This window comes from Azospirillum canadense, from assembly GCF_025961225.1.
Lineage (GTDB): Bacteria > Pseudomonadota > Alphaproteobacteria > Azospirillales > Azospirillaceae > Azospirillum > Azospirillum canadense.
Genome location: NZ_JAOQNG010000006.1, coordinates 14,259 through 31,438, shown reverse-complemented (window position 1 = coordinate 31,438; position 17,180 = coordinate 14,259). Strand labels below are relative to the sequence as shown.

Genomic DNA, 17,180 nt, shown 5'->3' with positions numbered 1-17,180 from the left:
CTTTCTATTTCGTCTTTGCGATTTTTATCCGACGAAGTTCTTGAAATATTCGATGGTCTTGCGGAGGCCTTCCTCAAGCTTGATTTGCGGCTCCCAGTTCAGCAGGGTCTTGGCCTTGGCGATGTCCGGGCGGCGCTGCCGGGGATCGTCCTGGGGCAGCGGGCGGTGCTCGATCACCGAGCGCGAGCCGGTCAGCGCGATCACCTGCTCGGCCAGTTCCAGCATGGTGAATTCGCCGGGGTTGCCGATGTTGATGGGGCCGGTGATCGCGGGGTCGCTGTCCATCAGCCGCACCATGCCGTCGATCAGGTCGTCGACGTAGCAGAAGGAGCGGGTCTGCGCGCCGTCGCCGTAGACCGTGATCGGTTCGCCCCGCAGCGCCTGCATGATGAAGTTGGAGACGACGCGGCCGTCGTTGGGGTGCATGCGCGGCCCGTAGGTGTTGAAGATGCGCATCACCTTGATCGCCAGCCGGTGCTGGCGGTGGTAGTCGAAGAACAGCGTCTCGGCGCAGCGCTTGCCCTCGTCGTAGCAGGAGCGCGGGCCGATCGGGTTGACGTTGCCCCAGTATTCCTCCGGCTGCGGGTGGACGACGGGGTCGCCGTAGACCTCGCTGGTCGAGGCCTGGAGGATGCGGGCGTTCAGGCGCTTGGCCAGTCCCAGCATGTTGATGGCGCCGTGGACGCTGGTCTTGGTCGTCTGCACGGGGTCGTGCTGGTAGTGCACCGGGGAGGCCGGGCAGGCGAGGTTGTAGATCTCGTCCACCTCCACATAGAGCGGGAAGGTGACGTCGTGCCGGATCACCTCGAAATGCGGATTGCCCAGCAGGTGCGTGATGTTCCTGCGCGCACCGGTGAAGTAATTATCGACGCAAATGACCTCGCAGCCTTTCTGGAGCAGCCGTTCGCACAGGTGTGAGCCGAGGAATCCGGCGCCGCCGGTCACCAGAACACGCTTGTTGTATCCACGGAAAGTCGACATGCTGTCTCCAGAAAGGCTGAACGTGCCAGAGAAAAGTTGGCTGCGTGAGGAGGCTAGAGGGCGGAAGCCTTGGTGGGCCGGCCAATGCAGGTGTAGGAAAAGCCGGCCGCAACCATCTCAGCCGGTTCGTAGACGTTGCGAAGGTCAACCATGACGGGCTGCTTCAGCAGGGCCTTCACGCGCGTCAGGTTGAGCGCGCGGAACTCGTTCCATTCCGTCAGGATGACGACGCAGTCGGCGCCATCCAGCACGCCGTAAGCGTCGGAGCACCACGACACGTTCGTCAGCAGCTTCTCCGCCTCATGCATGCCGGCCGGATCATAGGCGCGCACGGTGGCGCCGGCTTCCTGGAGCGCCGGAATGATGTCCAGGGCAGGGGCGTCCCGCATGTCGTCGGTGTTCGGCTTGAACGTCACGCCCAGGATGGCGATGGTCTTGCCGGCCACGGAACCGCCGCAGGATGCCACGATGCGTGTGGCCATGTCCTTCTTGCGGCGGTGGTTGATGTTGATCACCGCCTCCACGATGCGCACCGGGCTGTCGTACTTCCGGGCGGTCTGAGCCAACGCCAGCGTGTCCTTTGGGAAGCAGGACCCGCCATAGCCGGGGCCGGCATGCAGGAACTTTTTCCCAATGCGGCCGTCAAGCCCAATGCCCTTGGCAACGTCGTGCACGTCGCCGCCGACCATTTCGCACAGGTTGGCGATTTCGTTAATGAAGGTGATCTTGGTGGCCAGGAACGCGTTGGCGGCGTATTTGGTCAGCTCCGCCGTCTCCAGCGTGGTCACCAGAATCGGGGTTTCGATCAGGTAAAGCGGCCGGTACAACTGCCGCAGGACATTGCGCGCACGCTCCGACTGCGCACCGATGACCACGCGGTCAGGCCGCATGAAGTCGCCGATGGCCGAACCCTCGCGCAGGAACTCCGGGTTGCTCGCCACGTCGAAATCGGCGTCGGGGCGGACGCGGCGGATGATCGCCTCGACTTCGCGGCCGGTGCCGACCGGCACGGTCGACTTGGTTACCACCACGGCGTAGTGATCCAGATGCTGGGCAATCTCTTCGGCGGCGGCATAGACGTAGCTGAGGTCCGCGTGGCCATCCCCGCGCCGGGTGGGCGTTCCGACGGCGATGAACACCGCGTCCACGTTCTCCATGGCCTGGGCCAGGCTTGTGGTGAAGGTCAGCCGTCCCGCACGGACATTCTTGGCGACCAGTTCATCCAAGCCGGGTTCATAGATCGGGATTTCACCCCGCTGCAACTGCGCGATCTTGTCCGCGTCCTTGTCCACGCATGTCACATGGACGCCGAATTCCGAGAAACAGGTTCCGGATACCAGACCGACATAGCCTGTACCGATCATCGCTATGCGCATAACGTTTCCTATGAAAAGAGCGGCTGTCCAGCTTCGCGAACGGAGGCCGGAGGTCTAATGGTGGCGCGAAATCCGATGTAGCATTGATGCAATCCTGCCGAGTGTCATACGTTAATAGCTATATACCGAAGCGAAGCCCAACGCGCCTATTTACCCCAATCACTGTATGGTGTCAGCCTTAAATTTAAACAAAAATCTCAACAAATCCGTGCGTGAGGGAACTGAGCCGCGAGGCCGCTTAATACGACGCTCCGGATAAGATTAAGGTTATCTTAAAAATGTGATTAATGCCGGCTCCCGGACGAGCCGCACTATTGTTCATCCGAAGAGACGGGTGTTGTAGAAAAATACAGACACTGGGGAGCCGCCGCCCAGAACGATCTGGGGCCAGAACCATCGTGGTGTTGCGGTGGCGGCTCACATTTCGGAGCGGGCGGGCGGGCCGCCAGCCTCAACCACGCTCGCAGTGTTAGCGCCCATGGGTTTGGCGGTGGCGCTCTCGGCGGACCAGAGTCCGCGGTTTCGCACGCTCAAGCCTTCCGGGCGCCGCCGCCGATAGCGGCGCGATGGGCTCGTCTTGCGCGCCCTTCAGCGCGCGGAGCGTGCATCGGAAATAAGGGGAGCAACGAACTCCATCAGCCGATCGATGTCGCACGTGTATGTGGACTCATGCTCATTCCTTGAGACTTCCTCCCCACTGCAGATAAAGGCGTGATACGTGTGACCGGAGGCCGCGGCCAGACGATAGTAGCAAGGATTGATCCAGTTGTTCATGTGCAGTTCGACGATGTTTGCCGGCTTCTGCGTAAACATGATGTTCGTCAGGCCGGCGCCGTGCGGCGCGATGATCAGGCGCACGTCTTCCACCAGCTTGATTTGCTGCTCCAGGGGGACGCCGGTCATGCGCAGGATTTCCACCCCTTGCGCCTCGAGCCGCTGCTCCAGCTCCCGTTCGTTGGTCATGCGCCGCTTTGTCGCATCGGCCCGCGAGATGTAAACGCACCGTTCCGAAGGCTGCGCCGTGCACTCCTCTCGGGCCATCATCGGAAACAGATCCGGACTCCGCAAGGTCGCGACAAGCGTCTCCTCCGGCGCATCGTAATAAGCGCCGACCCCACCATATTGGTGCAAAAGCGATGAGACGTAATAAAGCTCACTGCAATGAAGAATATCGCGGCTTCGGCAGAAAATAACCCTGTCCATCGGAATGCCCATGAGCGCCAAGCTTTCGCTCTGGAAGCGATGCTCAATATACGGCAGAATAATTTTACAATTTTTGCCTGCGAGCAACTTTAGACCGATAGAAAGGCGCGGAAGAATATCGACCATCCAATGGTAATATCCTTCATGGCCACCGGAAAGGACGGCGAGAACCGGGCCAGCGTGATGATAGACCTGCCGCTTTCCTTCATCAAACATCATTGTTGTGCCATCCTGGGAGACGAATATCCCAGGGGCGTCGAAGTGTGGATGGACCAGGTATAGGCTGTCGCCGATGATGCGGTCGCCCTTGAGCAGGCAACCCTTCGAACCCAGGACGAAACAGTTCTCCAAGCGGCAAAGCGCCGCGCCAACATTGATGATCTCGGGTGGGAAGGCTTGTTCAGCCGCCTTCCGGTCATCGTCGCCGAGCGCGCTCCCGAACGCCAGGGGCGGTGCCGGCAGCTCGGTTGCCTTGGCTGGAAAGAGGTCAGTGCGGTCGGCGGCGTCGCACACCTCGGTGTACCCGCCCATCTGCACATACGGCACACGAATAATCTTGAGTTCTTCTCCGGATGCGAGCCGCACGCTCACCTGCGGCACTTCCTCGACGGACAAAGGGCGCGGGAAAAAATACTCGAAGCCGACGCGATCCGTCTTCCATTGGTATTGCGCGCTGACGTCATGCCTGTCGATTTCCAGAGACAATCTGGCTAAAATCTTGTCACCAAGAAAAACATCGACCATCTGATATTCAGAATTGATCACCCATCCGGTAACTCGCGTGACGGACAGAAAGTCAACTGCTCCGGGCATAGCGTTTCTCTTATATGTAATTTAAAGCGTCTTGGGTGGCTTCGGTGCGGGATCGCTTCGTTTCCGAGGCTTGTTATTGGTTTTGGTCTATAGGGCCATTGCTTGGCTTTTATGCCAAAAGCGGATTCATGGAGCTGGGCATCGGCCTTTGGAGGCGCGGGGAATGGGGGGGGAGCATACCAGCCTTCCAAACGCTTGTCCGCATGGTTGCGATGGGTGGAAGTCCGCCTGCGGCCCGGATGGTCCGGCGTGATGCCGTCGGGCCGTCGGCGTGGCCGCTCAAACGTGTCCATCGCGGGCATGGTGCATGGCGCCTCTGCTTGGTCCTGCGTCAAAGAGCGTTTCTAGGCTCCAACCTTCGGGCATCCTGTAATCCAACGCCCGACAGCGTGTCTACCGACCTCGGCCGGCGCGGGAAAAAAGACACACCCGTCCGAACCCGCAGCGCCGGGGTGCGGTTTGCGGCGCCTTGTCCTGTGGGCTTTCGGCCGTGGGATGCCGCCTTGGAATGCCACCGTTCACGCCCAGAGCGGGTGATAAATCGATGGGCGCCGACCGGCACGCTCAGCAAATATGTTGAAGTCCACCGTTCCACGGTGCACTTGTGCACGGCTTTGGGAGGGGATGCGGACGCGCGTTCCCGCCATGGCGGCGTTGCCGGGGGCGCAGCACCGCTGCAGCCTCATGGGCAGGGCCCGACCGGCCGGACGAAGGTGTGGCCGGGCCTCGGAAACAGGAGCAAGCGTTGAGCAAGGTTGCGTTGATCACCGGCGTTACGGGACAGGATGGCGCCTTTCTGGCCGAGCTTCTGCTGGCAAAGGGCTATGTGGTCCATGGGGTCAAGCGCCGTTCGTCCTCTTTCAACACGGAACGGGTGGAGCATCTGTACCGCGACGTTCACGAGGAGGACGTGCGCTTCCGGATGCATTACGGCGACCTGACCGACGCGACCAACCTGATCCGCATCGTCCAGGAGGTCCAGCCGGACGAAATCTACAACCTTGCCGCCCAAAGCCATGTGCAGGTGAGCTTCGAAACGTCGGAATACACGGCGAACTCCGACGGACTGGGCACCCTGCGCCTGCTGGAAGCCATCCGGATCCTGAAGCTGGAGAGCAAGACGCGCTTCTACCAGGCCTCCACCTCCGAGCTGTTCGGCAAGGCGCGGGAGATCCCGCAGACGGAAACGACCCCCTTTTACCCGCGCAGCCCCTACGCAGCGGCCAAGCTCTACGCCTACTGGATCACGGTGAATTACCGGGAGGCGTACGGCATGCACGCCTCCAACGGAATCCTGTTCAACCACGAAGGCCCGACCCGCGGCGAGACCTTCGTGACCCGCAAGATCACCCGCGCGGTCGCCGCCATCCAGTTCGGTCTGCAGAAGACGCTGTACCTCGGCAATCTGGACGCCAAGCGCGACTGGGGGCACGCCCGCGACTACGTCGAGGGGATGTGGCGCATCGTCCAGCAGGACCGGCCGGACGACTATGTGCTCGCCACCGGCGAGACCCACTCCATCCGCGAATTCGTGGAGTTGGCCTTCGGCCATGTCGGGCGCCGGATCGAATGGCGGGGCACGGGCGTGGACGAGCAGGGCGTCGACGCCGAGAGCGGCGACGTACTGGTCGAGGTCGATCCGCGCTACTTCCGTCCGACCGAGGTGGACGTGCTTCTGGGCGATCCGTCCAAGGCCCGCGCCAGGCTGGGCTGGGCGCACACCACCAGCTTTCCCGACCTCGTCCGCGAGATGATGGACAGTGACCTTGCCCGCCTTGGGCGGGACGCCGGATGCCGCGCCTGAAGGACTCCCTACCTCGGGAGGACTGGCATCCGCGCGTTAAGGCTGTGAAGCCACTGACGAACGGAGTATACAAACCGCCGTTCGGTTTGTTTCGCCCCGGAGTTCGCGTGGTGTTGTCCAGAGCCTCTTCGCCGTGGCATCGCCTGTGTGCGGTCGCGGCTTGCAACCAGAGCGCCTGCAATGACGAGTGAGAGCATGACCGGCACCCTGTTCCGCCGGCAAAGCAAGGACGTCTACGATTCCGGCGACCGCAGCCAGGTAGATCGGGCCTGGGACGACCTGCTGGAAGGCGGCCGGCGTTGGCGGCTGTGGAGCAAGCTCGGCTGGCACGACATCCGCAAGCGCTACCGCCGTTCGGTGCTCGGGCCCTTCTGGCTGACGCTCAGCATGGCGGTCATGGTCGCCAGCCTCGGCCTCATCTACGGGACGCTGTTCCGGCTCGACCTGGAAAACTACCTGCCGTTCCTCGCCATCGGCCTGGCCACCTGGAACTTCGTCGCGTCCTTCCTGAACGAAGGCTGCACGAGCTTCATCGACCTGGAGCCGCTGATCAAGAATGTGCGCATCCCGATGTCGCTGCACATCCTGCGCGCGCTGTGGCGGAACCTGATCATCTACGCCCACAACATAGTTATCTTCGCGGTGGTGGCGGTGATCTTCGGGGTGTGGCCGGGGGTGACGGGCGTTCTGCTGGCCCTTGCGGGGCTCGGGCTCCTGCTGGTGAACGCCGGCTGGATCATGCTCCTGTGCGGCATGATCTGCACGCGCTTCCGCGACGTGCCGCCCATCGTCGCCAGCGTGATCCAACTGCTGTTCTTCGTGACGCCGGTCATGTGGAAGCCGGAGCTGCTGGGGGACCGGCGCTACCTGATGATGCTCAACCCCTTCTACCACCTGATCGAGGCCATCCGGGCGCCGCTGCTCGGCCAGCTTCCCCATTGGGAGAACTGGGCGGTCGGCCTGCTGTTCGCCGTGGCCGGCTGGGCGTTCACCTTCGCCTTCTTCGCCCGTTTCCGCAAACGCATCGCCTACTGGCTCTGATGGCTTCGATCCACCTGAACGACGTTTCGGTCGATTTCGTCCTTTACCAGGGAAGCGCGCGCTCCCTGAAGAAGACCCTGCTGCGCACCTCCACCAGCGGCGTGCTGAAGCACGACGCCCATCACCGCGTCACCGTGAAGGCGTTGAGCAACTTTTCGTTGACCCTGGAGCACGGCGACCGGGTGGGGCTGATCGGGGGCAACGGCGCCGGCAAGACGACGCTGCTGCGCGTGCTGGCCGGCGTGTACGAGCCGACGGCCGGGCGGATCCGCGTCGAAGGGCGCGTCACGCCGCTGTTCGACCTCGGCCTCGGCCTCGACATGGACGCGTCGGGCTACGACAACATCCGGATGCGCGCCGCCTATTTCGGCATCGACGCCAATGAGGTGGAGCGGAAGATGGACGACATCGCCGCCTTCACCGAGCTTGGCGACTACCTCGACCTGCCGGTCCGCACCTATTCGGCGGGCATGACGCTCCGTCTCGCCTTCGCTGCGGCGACCTCGGTCGACCCGGAGATCCTGCTGATGGACGAATGGCTCGCCGTCAGCGACAACAAGTTCCTCGAAAAGGCCCAGCGCCGGGCCGAGGGCTTCGTGAACCGCTCCAGCATCATGGTCGTCGCCTCCCACGTCGAGGACGTGCTGCGGCGCCTGTGCAACAAGGTTCTCTGGCTCGAACGGGGCACGGTGCAGCGGTTTGGGCCGGTGGACGAGGTGCTGGACGAATACCATGCACAGACCCTGGACGCTCCGCTCCGCTGAGGGGCATCCTGGCGCGATGGTAGTGGAGGGACGCATGACGGCCGAGACGGCATTTTCCTTGGACGGCAAGCGCGTTTGGGTCGCAGGACACCGCGGCATGGCGGGATCGGCGATTGTCCGCCGGCTCGAACGGGAGCCGTGCGAGATCCTCACGGTCGGCCGCGAGAGCGTCGACCTGCGCCGGCAGGCGGAGGTGGAGGACTGGATGGCCGAGGCCCGGCCGGACGTCGTGTTCCTCGCCGCGGCGTTGGTCGGCGGCATCCACGCCAACAACAGCCGCCCGGCCGAATTCCTGTACGAGAACCTGGCGATCGAGACCAACGTCATCCACGCCGCCCACCGCGTGGGCGTGCACAAGCTGGTGTTCCTGGGCTCCTCCTGCATCTACCCGCGGCTGGCGCCGCAGCCGATGCGCGAGGAGGCGCTGTTGACCGGCCCGCTGGAACCGACCAACGAGTGGTACGCCGTCGCCAAGATCGCCGGCATCAAGATGTGCCAGGCCTACCGCCGGCAGTACGGCTGCGACTTCATCGCAGCGATGCCGACCAACCTCTACGGCTATGGCGACAACTTCGACGTCCAGCAGGGGCATGTCGCCGCCGCGCTGATGGTCCGGATCCACCGGGCCAAGGAGGAGGGGACCGACAGCGTTGAACTGTGGGGCGACGGCAGCCCGCTGCGTGAGTTCCTGTTCGTCGACGATCTGGCGGACGGGCTGGTCTTCCTGGCGAAGGCCTATTCGGGCGAGCCCCACGTCAACCTCGGCTCCGGCCATGAGATCTCCATCCGCAACCTTGCCGAGCTGCTGGCCGGCGTGATCGGCTACCGGGGCGGATTCCGCTTCGACACCTCCAAACCCAATGGGACGCCGCGCAAGATCATGGACAACAGCCGGCTCGCCGCCATGGGATGGACCGCGCAGACCCCGCTGCGCGAGGGGTTCGCGCGGACCTACCGCTGGTATGTGGACAAGCTGGGTTCCGGCTCCTTGCGCGGCCTGGGGTAACCCTTCCGGGTGCATGGGCCCGGGCGCCAGGCCGCTGGCGCACGCCTGCCGCGTGGCGGCCTCGGGAAGGGTTATTTTTTCGGAGTACCCACAATACGTCACAACTGATACCGTCGCTCCAATGACCTTTTAAAGCTCGCCCAAATTGAGGCTCCCCGGCGTGGCGCTTGTGTCCGATGAAGGTAGTAACGTACAGTCGCGCCATTGGGACGCCACCGGAAGAGCGACTGGAACACAGGGGCCAGATGCAGAGCAAGACCGCCACAGATCCGCAAAATGCCTCTGCCGAGGCCGCACGGACCACCAGCCTCCATGCGCTTGCCGTTGTTGCGCGCCACCATGGGCTTCATCTTTCGGTCGAGCAGCTGAAGCGTGACTATGCCGTTGAGTCCGGCGAGCCACCGGTAAGCCTGCTCCTGAAGATCGCCGACGACAACGGCCTGACCGCCCGGTCGGCGAAGCTGCGCTGGAAGCATCTGTCGCGCATGGGCAAGGCCCTGCCGCTCCTGATCCGCCTGCGCGACGGAAGCACCATGGTGCTGGTCGCCTTCCGCCAAGACGGCGGGGCGCCCGCCGCGATGCTGCAGGATCCGCTGAGCCCCGACCAGGCTTGCATCGCCGTGGACGAACTGCGCCTTACCTCCGTCTGGGACGGTGAGGCGATCTTCGTCAAGCGGCGCTACCGCGTCAACGACGAGGAGCGGCCGTTCGGCTTCGGCTGGGTAGTGGGGCAGATCCTGCGCGAGAAGCGGATCTTCCGCGACGTCGGCGTCTCCGCCCTCATCCTCAGCCTGTTCGCCCTGGTCCCGCCGATGGTCTACATGATCATCCTGGACCGCGTGCTCGTCCACCAGCGCCTGTCCACGCTTTACGTGCTGATCGGGGCCATCGGGTTCTTCCTGCTGTTCGACACCATCTTCGGCTATCTGCGGCGCTATCTGGTCGCGGTCGGCACGGCGAAGGTGGATGCGCGGATCAACACCTACATCTTCGATCGCATGATCGGCCTGCCGATCGACTTCTTCGAACGCACGCCGACCGGCGTGATCGCCCACAAGATCAACGAAGTCTGGCGCATCCGCGGTTTCCTGACCGGCCAGCTGTTCGGGACCGTGCTCGACAGCATGACGCTCGTCGTGCTGATCCCGGCGATGTTCGTGATGAGCCCGATCCTCGCCTTCCTGGTGCTGGGCGTGGCCCTGCTGATGTGCGTGGTGGTGGCCGTCTACATCGGCCCGCTGTCGCGGGCTTACGGCAAGGTCGTCGCGGCGGAGCAGCGCAAGGGGTCCTTCCTCATTGAGGTCCTGCACGGCGCCCGCACGGTCAAGTCGCTGGCGCTCGAAGGGCGCAAGCGGCTTGACTGGGACATCCGCGTGGCCGACGCCGTGCGGGCCAACACCGCCATGCAGCACCTGTCCAACCAGCCGCAGACCATCCTGCAGCCGTTGGAGAAGTCGATCTACGCCGGCACCCTGGTGGTCGGCGCCTACCTCGCTCTGAGCGATGGCGGGTCCGCCTACAGCGGCATGCTGGTCGCCTTCAGCATGATCGCCAGCCGCGCGACGGCGCCCTTCGTCCAGATCGCCGCCCTGATGCAGCAGTTCCAGGAAGTCCGCGGCGCCGTCGCGCAGGTGGCCTCCGTGGTCAACCAGGCGCCGGAGCAGGGGCTGGGCCGCCACGGCGTGCGCCCGGAGATCAAGGGCGACATCGCCTTCAACGAGGTGCGTTTCCGCTATTCGGGCTCGCAGAACCCGGCGCTCGACAACATCTCCTTCTCCATTAAGGCCGGCAACGTCATCGGCATCATGGGGCGGTCCGGCTCGGGCAAGACCACCGTCACGCGCGTGCTGCAGGGCCTCCATCAGAACTACGAGGGCCTGATCAAGATCGACGGCGTCGACCTGCGCGAGATCGACCTCAGCCACCTGCGCTCCAACCTGGGCGTCGTGCTGCAGGATAACTTCCTGTTCAACGGCACCATCCGCGAGAACATCATGGCGGCCAACCGCAGCGCCTCCCTGGAGGAGGTGATGCGGGCGGCCCGGCTCGCGGGTGCCGAGGAATTCATCGAGCGCCTGCCGCGCGGCTACGAGACGATGATCGAGGAAGGCTCGGCCAACCTGTCGGGCGGCCAGCGTCAGCGCATCGCCATCGCCCGCGCCCTGCTGGTCGATCCCAGCGTCCTGATCCTGGACGAGGCGACCAGCGCGCTCGACCCCGACAGCGAAGCCATCATCAACAACAACCTGACGCGCATCGCCCAGGGCCGGACGATGATCGTCATTTCCCACCGCCTCGCCTCGCTGGTGAACTGCGACCAGATCATCGTGATGGAACGCGGCAAGCTCTACGACATGGGCAAGCATGACGAGCTGCTCCAGCGTTGCGACGTCTATCGGCATCTCTGGTTCCAGCAGAACCGCCACCTTTCCCCGGGAAGCACTCATGAGCGCGCTCCTCTTACGCCGGCAGCAAACACCTGATCAGGCCGCCGAGCAGGCCATCAACGATTTCCAGGGCGAAACCGCGGAGATCACCGGCCAGCCCGAGCCCGTCCTGGCGCGGGCCGTCGTCTGGACCCTGGCGGGCATGCTGGCCCTGTTCATCGTGCTGGCCTCGGTGACCAAGCTCGACCGGGTGGTGAGCACGACGGGACGTGTGGTGTCCCAGTCGCCCACCATCGTCGTGCAGCCGCTGGAGATCTCGATCATCCGCAACATGAACGTGCGGGCGGGTGACACCGTGCGCCGCGGGCAGGTTCTGGCGACGCTCGACCCGACCTTCTCGTCGGCCGACGTCGCCCAACTCGGGCGACAGGTCGGCAAGCTGACGGCCGAGATCGCCCGCATGCAGGCGGAGTCCCGGAACGAGGCCTTTGCGGCCGGCGGCAACGATCCGGACCGGCTGCTGCAGGAATCGATCTGGCGCTACCGCCAGGCGGAGTACACGGCCAAGCTGGCGAACTTCGAGCAGCGCATGGCCACCCTCCAGGCGACGATCAAGAGCAACCAGACGGACGCCGAGCATTACCGCTCGCGCCTGAAGATCGTCGGCGAGATCGAGACGATGCGGCAGACGCTGGAGAAGAACCAGACCGGCAGCCGCCTCAACTCGCTCATCGCCAGCGACACCCGCGTGGAGACCGAGCGCAACCTCGGCAACAGCGAGAACACCATCCGCACCGCCACCCACGACCTGGAGGCGCTGCGCGCCGAACGCGAGGTCTACATCCAGCAATGGCGCAGCACGCTGCTGACCGATCTGTCGACCCGGCAGATCGACCTGGAGCGCGCCCGCGAAGAGCTGGCCAAGGCTCAGAAGCGCCGGGATCTGGTCGAGCTGCGCGCTGTGGATGACGCCGTGGTCCTGGAAGTCGGGAAGTACTCCGTCGGTTCGGTGGTCGAGCAGGCCCAGCCGATCTACACTCTGATGCCGCTGAACGCGACGCTGGAAGTGGAGGCGGAGATCGCCGGCATCGATCAGGGCTTCGTCAAGCCGGGCGACCAAGTGCAGATCAAGTTCGACGCCTACCGTTTCGTCGAGCACGGAATGGCGAAGGGCGTGGTGAAGACGATCAGCGAGGATTCCTTCACCAAGCGCGAGGACCAGACCCAGGCGCAGCGTCCCTTCTTCCGGGCGCGGATCCAGATGACCGACGTGAAGCTGCGGGATGTGCCGAGCGATTTCCGGTTGGTTCCCGGCATGCCGCTGACGGCCGACATCGTGGTCGGCGAAAGGACCATCATGGCCTATCTGGTCGAAGGGGCCTTGAGGAATGGTTCGGAAGGCATGCGCGAACCGTAAGACGCCGGCGGGGTTCCGACACCGGACCGGAGGACGTGGTCCGGTGCTTCCCCGAAGGCCGCTGGTTGGCTGGTTCCGGCAAGAGTTAAGGAAAGGGTGTTGATGCCGATGCGCAAGCTCATCAAGGCAGCCGGGCGGCTGTTCGGCGCCGCTTCGCCGGACGACGAGTACGCCAGGGGCTTGAAGGCGCACGAGCGCGAGGACCACAAGGCGGCCCTGGAATCCTGGCTTTCGGCGGCGCGCGCCGGCCATGCCGGTGCCCAGTACCAGATCGGCCGCCTGTACGACCAAGGCAAGGGCGTGGTGCGCAACGCGGTCGACGCGGTCGGCTGGTACCGACAGGCGGCCGAGAACGGCCATGGCGACGCGCAGGCGCGGCTAGCCGAAATCTATTATTACGGTTGCGACGCGCCGAAGGGCATCACGCCGACCGACGAGGCCCTGTCGGTCCTCTTCCCCAACGGCCTGAAGATCGAGCAGGACTACAAGGAAGCGCTGCGCTGGGCGCGTGCCGCCGCCGAACAGGGCGTCGTCGGCGCGCAGGCCATGCTCGGCTACATGCACGCGTCCGGCTTCGGGATCACTCCCGACTACGCCGAGGCGAAGCGCTGGTACTGCGTCGCCGCCGAACAGGGCAATGCAGCGGCCCAGCTCGGGCTGGGGACGCTGCTCGCCGGCGGCTACGGGGGCACGTCCGACCCGGAAGCCGCGCACCAGTGGTTCTGCAAGGCGGCCGAGCAGAAGAACGTCATGGCCTGGTACTATCTCGGCACCCAGTACGCCTCCGGGGTAGGGGTGGCGCAGGACCAGGCCGAGGCGCTCGCCTGCTTCCACCGCGCCGCCGAGGCCGGCGCCGCCGCCGCTCAGCGGGCGCTCGGCCTGATGCACGCGCGGGGCATCGGCGTGGCGGCCGACCCGCACACCGCCGAAACTTGGCTGCGCAAGGCGGCGGTCCAGGGCGACACCGAGGCCATGATGCAGCTCGGCCACCTGAACAGCCGGGGGGCCGGGATGCAGCCCAACCTGTTCGACGCCGCGACCTGGTACCGGGCGGCGGCCGAGATGGGCCACCGCGAGGCGCAGAAGATCATCGCTCAGATGTATTTCGCCGGATCCGGCGTGCCGCGCGACGAGATGGAGGCGGTCCGCTGGTTGGAGCGGGCGGCCGGCCAGGGCGACCCGCAGGCCCAGCTGCGCATCGGCGCGCTGTACGCCGAGGGGCGCGGGGTGACCCGCGACTACGACCGGGCGCTCGACTGGTTCCGCCGCGCGGCTGAGCAGGGCAACAGCGACGCGGTCTACAACATCGGCACGCTGCACAGCCTCGGCCTCGGCGTGCCGCGCGACCCGGCGGGCGCCCTGACCTGGTACGAGCGGGCGGCCGAGCAGGGCAGCGTGCTGGCCCAGTTCCGGCTCGGCACCATGCTCGCCGCCGGCGACGGAGTGCCGCAGGACTACGCCCGCGCCGCTTTCTGGTCGCGCAAGGCCGCCGAGCAGGGGCATGTCGGCGCCATGATCAATCTCGGCCGCTTCTGCATGCAGGGGCTGGGCGTGGAAAAGAACATCGAGGAGGCGCTCCGCTGGCTGACCGCCGCGGCGGAGCATAAGGAGCCGTCGGCCATGACGGCGCTCGGCGAGCTGCACGGCCATTGGAGCGACCAGAAGGATTTCGCCCGCGCCCGCAACTGGCTGGAGCGCGCGGCGGCCCTCGGCGACGAGCGGGCCAAGATGCTGCTGCAGCGGGTGGCGCCCGCCCAGCCGCCCGGCGCGCTCGACGACCAGCCTCCCAGCCAACTCCGCGCGGCTGGGGAGGGGTGAAGCCCGCCCGGCGGGTTCAGCTCACCAGAGTGACTGCCCGGTCGGGCCCGCACATCCCGGGCAGCTTTATGCCCATGCGGCGGTGGATTTCTCCCGTTTCGGGCAGGGCGGCCGGACCCAGGTCGACGTAGCCCAAACCGCGGTAGAGTGCCAGGGCGTGCGCGTTGTGCGGCAGGACCGCCAGCTCCAGCCGCGCGCAGCGTCCGGTGGCCCAGCGGTGCGCCGCCAGCATGAGCTGCCGGCCCAGCCCGAGTCCGCGGACGTCCGGGTGCAGCTCGATGCCGAGGGCGAGGGTCCCCGAGCCGGGGCGCGCGGGCCAGTCCGGGTCGATCCGGCAGTGCCCGACGATGTGGCCGTCCCGCTCCGCGACCAGCCAGCAGCGATCCTCTCCGGCCAGCCAAGCGCGGAGGTCCGCCGCGGCGGGAACAGCAGTGTCGGCGGAACCGTCGTTCAGCTGGACCATGCCGACCAGGAACGCGCGCAAGCGTTCCACATCCGCATCCGTCGGGTGGACGGCGCGCAGGGTGACGAGGCCGAGCGTGACGATGGCCCGCCGCGGGGTGCCCCGCAGCCGGACATCGGGAAAGTCCGGCAGGCGCACGTCCACCACATGCTCCCGCTCGGCCAAGGCTGCGGGGACCGGCACGGCGAAGCCGCAGCGCCCATCGCCCTTGCCGGCGGCCTCCAGGTCGGAGCGGTGCCGGTCGGCCAGTGTCTCCACCGGCTTGGCCCGCCGCATAGAGGAGGCGCCGAACAGGACCTCGACGCGCAGCCGCCGGCCCGGATCCGCCGGCAACCAGGCCCAGCCCGTCACCATGCGGCCGACCGTGTCGAGGAAGCCTTCCGGGTCGGTTGTCATGCGAAGGCGCTCTCCGGGATGCCCGACGTCAAACCTCTCGGACGGCGAGCGGGTCGACCGTGCGGATGAGGCCAAACTTCATCAGGTGGACGAGGCTGCGCAGCAGCAGCAGCCGGCGTTCCTCCGGCACCAGGGCGATGAGATCCCCCACCGCGCGCCCGGGAGGGTCCAGGGCGTCCAGCGCCAGGACGAGGTCGGCGCCCGGCGACAGGATGCCGCGCGCCGGGGAGTTCAGCGCGTCGGCCTGCAGCGCCGCCAGGGCGTTGCCGACGGCCGCCCGCGTGGCGCCGTCGGCGCGCACCAGCCGGAGCCCCGGTTCCAGCACGCGCGTCGGGTAGGCCTGGAACATCCGCAGCGGGTCGGGGCGCAGCGGGTTGCCGTCCTCCCCGGGCGCGCGCGGCGCGCGCTCCTGCGCGTGGCGGCGGATGTCGGCCAGCTGGCGCCAGATCTCCAGGTACTGCGGGATGATCGCCCGCCAGTCGAACAGGGCGGCGCGGGCGCGCCCGGATTCGCCCATCCGGCGACGCAGGCTCTCGTCGGCAACCAGCCGGGCGTAGGCCTCGGCCGCCGCCTGCACGTCCACGGCGGTGACCTGGGAGGTGCGGCCGATGTAGTGGTCGTAGTTGTCCAGCCCGGCGGCGTAGCGGTCGGCGAAGTCGGCGGCGGCGCCCGGCGGCGGCAGGACGGTGGGCACGCGGAAACCGTCCACGCCGTGGCGCACGGTCTCGCGGTAGCCGTTCCAGTCGGTTACGACGCAGGGCAAGCCGGCGGCCATCGCCTCCACCGGGGTGATGCCGAAGGTTTCCTGGATGTTGTCCACCAGCGAGGTGAACAGGTCGGCTGCGGCCCAGACACGGGTCCGCACCTCGGGCTTGCGACCGTCCAGGAAGATCGCGTTGACGCTGGGGCAGTAGCGCCGGGCCCCTTCGGTGAAGGCGGCGGCGATGGCGTCGTTGCCGAACCAGCCCGCCTGGATCAGGTGGATGCGCTTGCCCGTCAGGCGGGCGGCGCGTTCCAGCGCCAAATACATGGGAAGCGGGTGCGCCTTGGCGTGGAAGCTGAGGCGGCCCATGAACAGCACCGCCACCTCGCCCTCGCCGATGCCGAGCGCCGCGCGCTCCGCCGCGCGTACCGCCGGGTCGAAGCGGAAGACGTCTGTGTCCACGCCGAGCGGCACCACCGGCAGGTTCGGCAGCGGCACCTCGGCGGCGCCCAGCCGGTCGCGCAGATACTCCGCGTAGGGGTGCAGGACCGCCTCCACCGACGCGCGCGCCGCCTGGGAGGTGCAGATCACCGCGTCCCACGGCTGCAGCGGCGCAGTCGCCAAGGCGCCTAGGTTGTCCGGGGATTCTGACGTGGTGTGGGTGATGCCACACAGGCTGTAGCCACGCTGATCGCGGGAGCGCCTGCGCCAGGCGAAATGGTCGATGCTCGGCCCCGGCACGAACAGGCACCCCACCGCGGCGAGCTTCGACGGCTCGGACGTGGGGTAGAGCGCGACCTGCCGCCCCGGCGCGTGGCGGGCGGCGAGATCCGCGAACAGGCGCGCCAGCTCCGGCTGGTCGACGTGGCAGGCGAAGCGATCCAGGCCCGAATGCCGGAAGAAGCCGATGAGAAAGGACTCGCCGGCCACGTGGCGGCCTTTCAGGTCCGTCCGTGCGGTTTCATAGCCTTCGGGGTGGAAATAGATCGCGGCGTTGGGCACGGGCGG

The 17,180-nt window shown here is 66.1% G+C and carries 12 protein-coding genes; 7 read left to right on the top strand and 5 right to left on the bottom strand.

Features of this window, described 5'->3' with window-relative positions:
* Positions 1-24: 24 nt before the first annotated feature.
* The 3 genes from M2351_RS26925 to M2351_RS26915 form a co-directional block, all read right to left on the bottom strand.
* Positions 25-981 carry a UDP-glucuronic acid decarboxylase family protein gene (locus M2351_RS26925; RefSeq protein ID WP_264659129.1) on the bottom strand — a complete coding sequence of 319 codons (957 nt, stop codon included), beginning with the start codon at positions 979-981 and terminating at the stop codon, positions 25-27.
* Positions 982-1,034: 53 nt separating this feature from the next.
* Positions 1,035-2,357 carry a UDP-glucose dehydrogenase family protein gene (locus M2351_RS26920; RefSeq protein WP_264659128.1) on the bottom strand — a complete coding sequence of 441 codons (1,323 nt, stop codon included), beginning with the start codon at positions 2,355-2,357 and terminating at the stop codon, positions 1,035-1,037.
* Positions 2,358-2,945: 588 nt separating this feature from the next.
* Positions 2,946-4,373, bottom strand: coding sequence for a glycosyltransferase family 61 protein (locus M2351_RS26915; RefSeq protein ID WP_264659127.1), 1,428 nt, complete (start codon positions 4,371-4,373; stop codon positions 2,946-2,948).
* 745 nt (positions 4,374-5,118) lie between these two features.
* Between M2351_RS26915 and gmd the strand changes: the two genes are divergently transcribed.
* The 7 genes from gmd (at position 5,119) to M2351_RS26880 (ending at position 14,610) form a co-directional block, all read left to right on the top strand.
* Positions 5,119-6,177, top strand: coding sequence for a GDP-mannose 4,6-dehydratase (gene gmd / locus M2351_RS26910; RefSeq protein ID WP_264659126.1), 1,059 nt, complete (start codon positions 5,119-5,121; stop codon positions 6,175-6,177).
* Between the two features lie 195 nt (positions 6,178-6,372).
* Positions 6,373-7,218, top strand: coding sequence for an ABC transporter permease (locus tag M2351_RS26905; RefSeq protein WP_264659125.1), 846 nt, complete (start codon positions 6,373-6,375; stop codon positions 7,216-7,218).
* Positions 7,218-7,982: an ABC transporter ATP-binding protein gene (locus M2351_RS26900; RefSeq protein WP_264659124.1), complete on the top strand. Its 765-nt coding sequence runs from the start codon at positions 7,218-7,220 to the stop codon at positions 7,980-7,982. Before M2351_RS26905 ends, M2351_RS26900 begins: the two co-directional genes overlap by 1 nt.
* Positions 7,983-8,016: 34 nt before the next feature.
* Complete coding sequence (fcl, locus tag M2351_RS26895) at positions 8,017-8,988, top strand: GDP-L-fucose synthase (protein WP_319801927.1); 972 nt, start codon at positions 8,017-8,019, stop codon at positions 8,986-8,988.
* 245 nt (positions 8,989-9,233) lie between these two features.
* Positions 9,234-11,471 (top strand): peptidase domain-containing ABC transporter, encoded by a 2,238-nt coding sequence (locus M2351_RS26890; protein ID WP_264659123.1) that lies wholly within the window; start codon positions 9,234-9,236, stop codon positions 11,469-11,471.
* Positions 11,434-12,792: an HlyD family type I secretion periplasmic adaptor subunit gene (locus tag M2351_RS26885; RefSeq protein ID WP_264659122.1), complete on the top strand. Its 1,359-nt coding sequence runs from the start codon at positions 11,434-11,436 to the stop codon at positions 12,790-12,792. The genes M2351_RS26890 and M2351_RS26885 overlap by 38 nt, the downstream gene beginning before the upstream one ends.
* A gap of 102 nt (positions 12,793-12,894) precedes the next feature.
* Positions 12,895-14,610: an SEL1-like repeat protein gene (locus M2351_RS26880; RefSeq protein WP_264659121.1), complete on the top strand. Its 1,716-nt coding sequence runs from the start codon at positions 12,895-12,897 to the stop codon at positions 14,608-14,610.
* A gap of 16 nt (positions 14,611-14,626) precedes the next feature.
* On the opposite strand, the gene M2351_RS26875 is transcribed toward M2351_RS26880, so the two are convergent.
* Both M2351_RS26875 and M2351_RS26870 read right to left on the bottom strand, forming a co-directional pair.
* Positions 14,627-15,469: a GNAT family N-acetyltransferase gene (locus M2351_RS26875; RefSeq protein ID WP_264659120.1), complete on the bottom strand. Its 843-nt coding sequence runs from the start codon at positions 15,467-15,469 to the stop codon at positions 14,627-14,629.
* A gap of 28 nt (positions 15,470-15,497) precedes the next feature.
* Positions 15,498-17,174, bottom strand: a complete 1,677-nt coding sequence (locus tag M2351_RS26870; RefSeq protein ID WP_264659119.1) for a glycosyltransferase family 4 protein — start codon at positions 17,172-17,174, stop codon at positions 15,498-15,500.
* Positions 17,175-17,180 lie beyond the last annotated feature (6 nt).

Excerpts from the sequence above, each read along its gene's own strand:
- M2351_RS26925 (WP_264659129.1), bottom strand. The coding sequence starts at position 981 with ATGTCGACTTTCCGTGGATACAACAAGCGTGTTCTGGTGACCGGCGGC.
- M2351_RS26920 (WP_264659128.1), bottom strand. The coding sequence starts at position 2,357 with ATGCGCATAGCGATGATCGGTACAGGCTATGTCGGTCTGGTATCCGGA.
- M2351_RS26915 (WP_264659127.1), bottom strand. The coding sequence starts at position 4,373 with ATGCCCGGAGCAGTTGACTTTCTGTCCGTCACGCGAGTTACCGGATGG.
- M2351_RS26905 (WP_264659125.1), top strand. The coding sequence starts at position 6,373 with ATGACCGGCACCCTGTTCCGCCGGCAAAGCAAGGACGTCTACGATTCC.
- M2351_RS26900 (WP_264659124.1), top strand. The coding sequence starts at position 7,218 with ATGGCTTCGATCCACCTGAACGACGTTTCGGTCGATTTCGTCCTTTAC.
- fcl (WP_319801927.1), top strand. The coding sequence starts at position 8,017 with ATGACGGCCGAGACGGCATTTTCCTTGGACGGCAAGCGCGTTTGGGTC.
- M2351_RS26890 (WP_264659123.1), top strand. The coding sequence starts at position 9,234 with ATGCAGAGCAAGACCGCCACAGATCCGCAAAATGCCTCTGCCGAGGCC.
- M2351_RS26885 (WP_264659122.1), top strand. The coding sequence starts at position 11,434 with ATGAGCGCGCTCCTCTTACGCCGGCAGCAAACACCTGATCAGGCCGCC.
- M2351_RS26880 (WP_264659121.1), top strand. The coding sequence starts at position 12,895 with ATGCCGATGCGCAAGCTCATCAAGGCAGCCGGGCGGCTGTTCGGCGCC.
- M2351_RS26875 (WP_264659120.1), bottom strand. The coding sequence starts at position 15,469 with ATGACAACCGACCCGGAAGGCTTCCTCGACACGGTCGGCCGCATGGTG.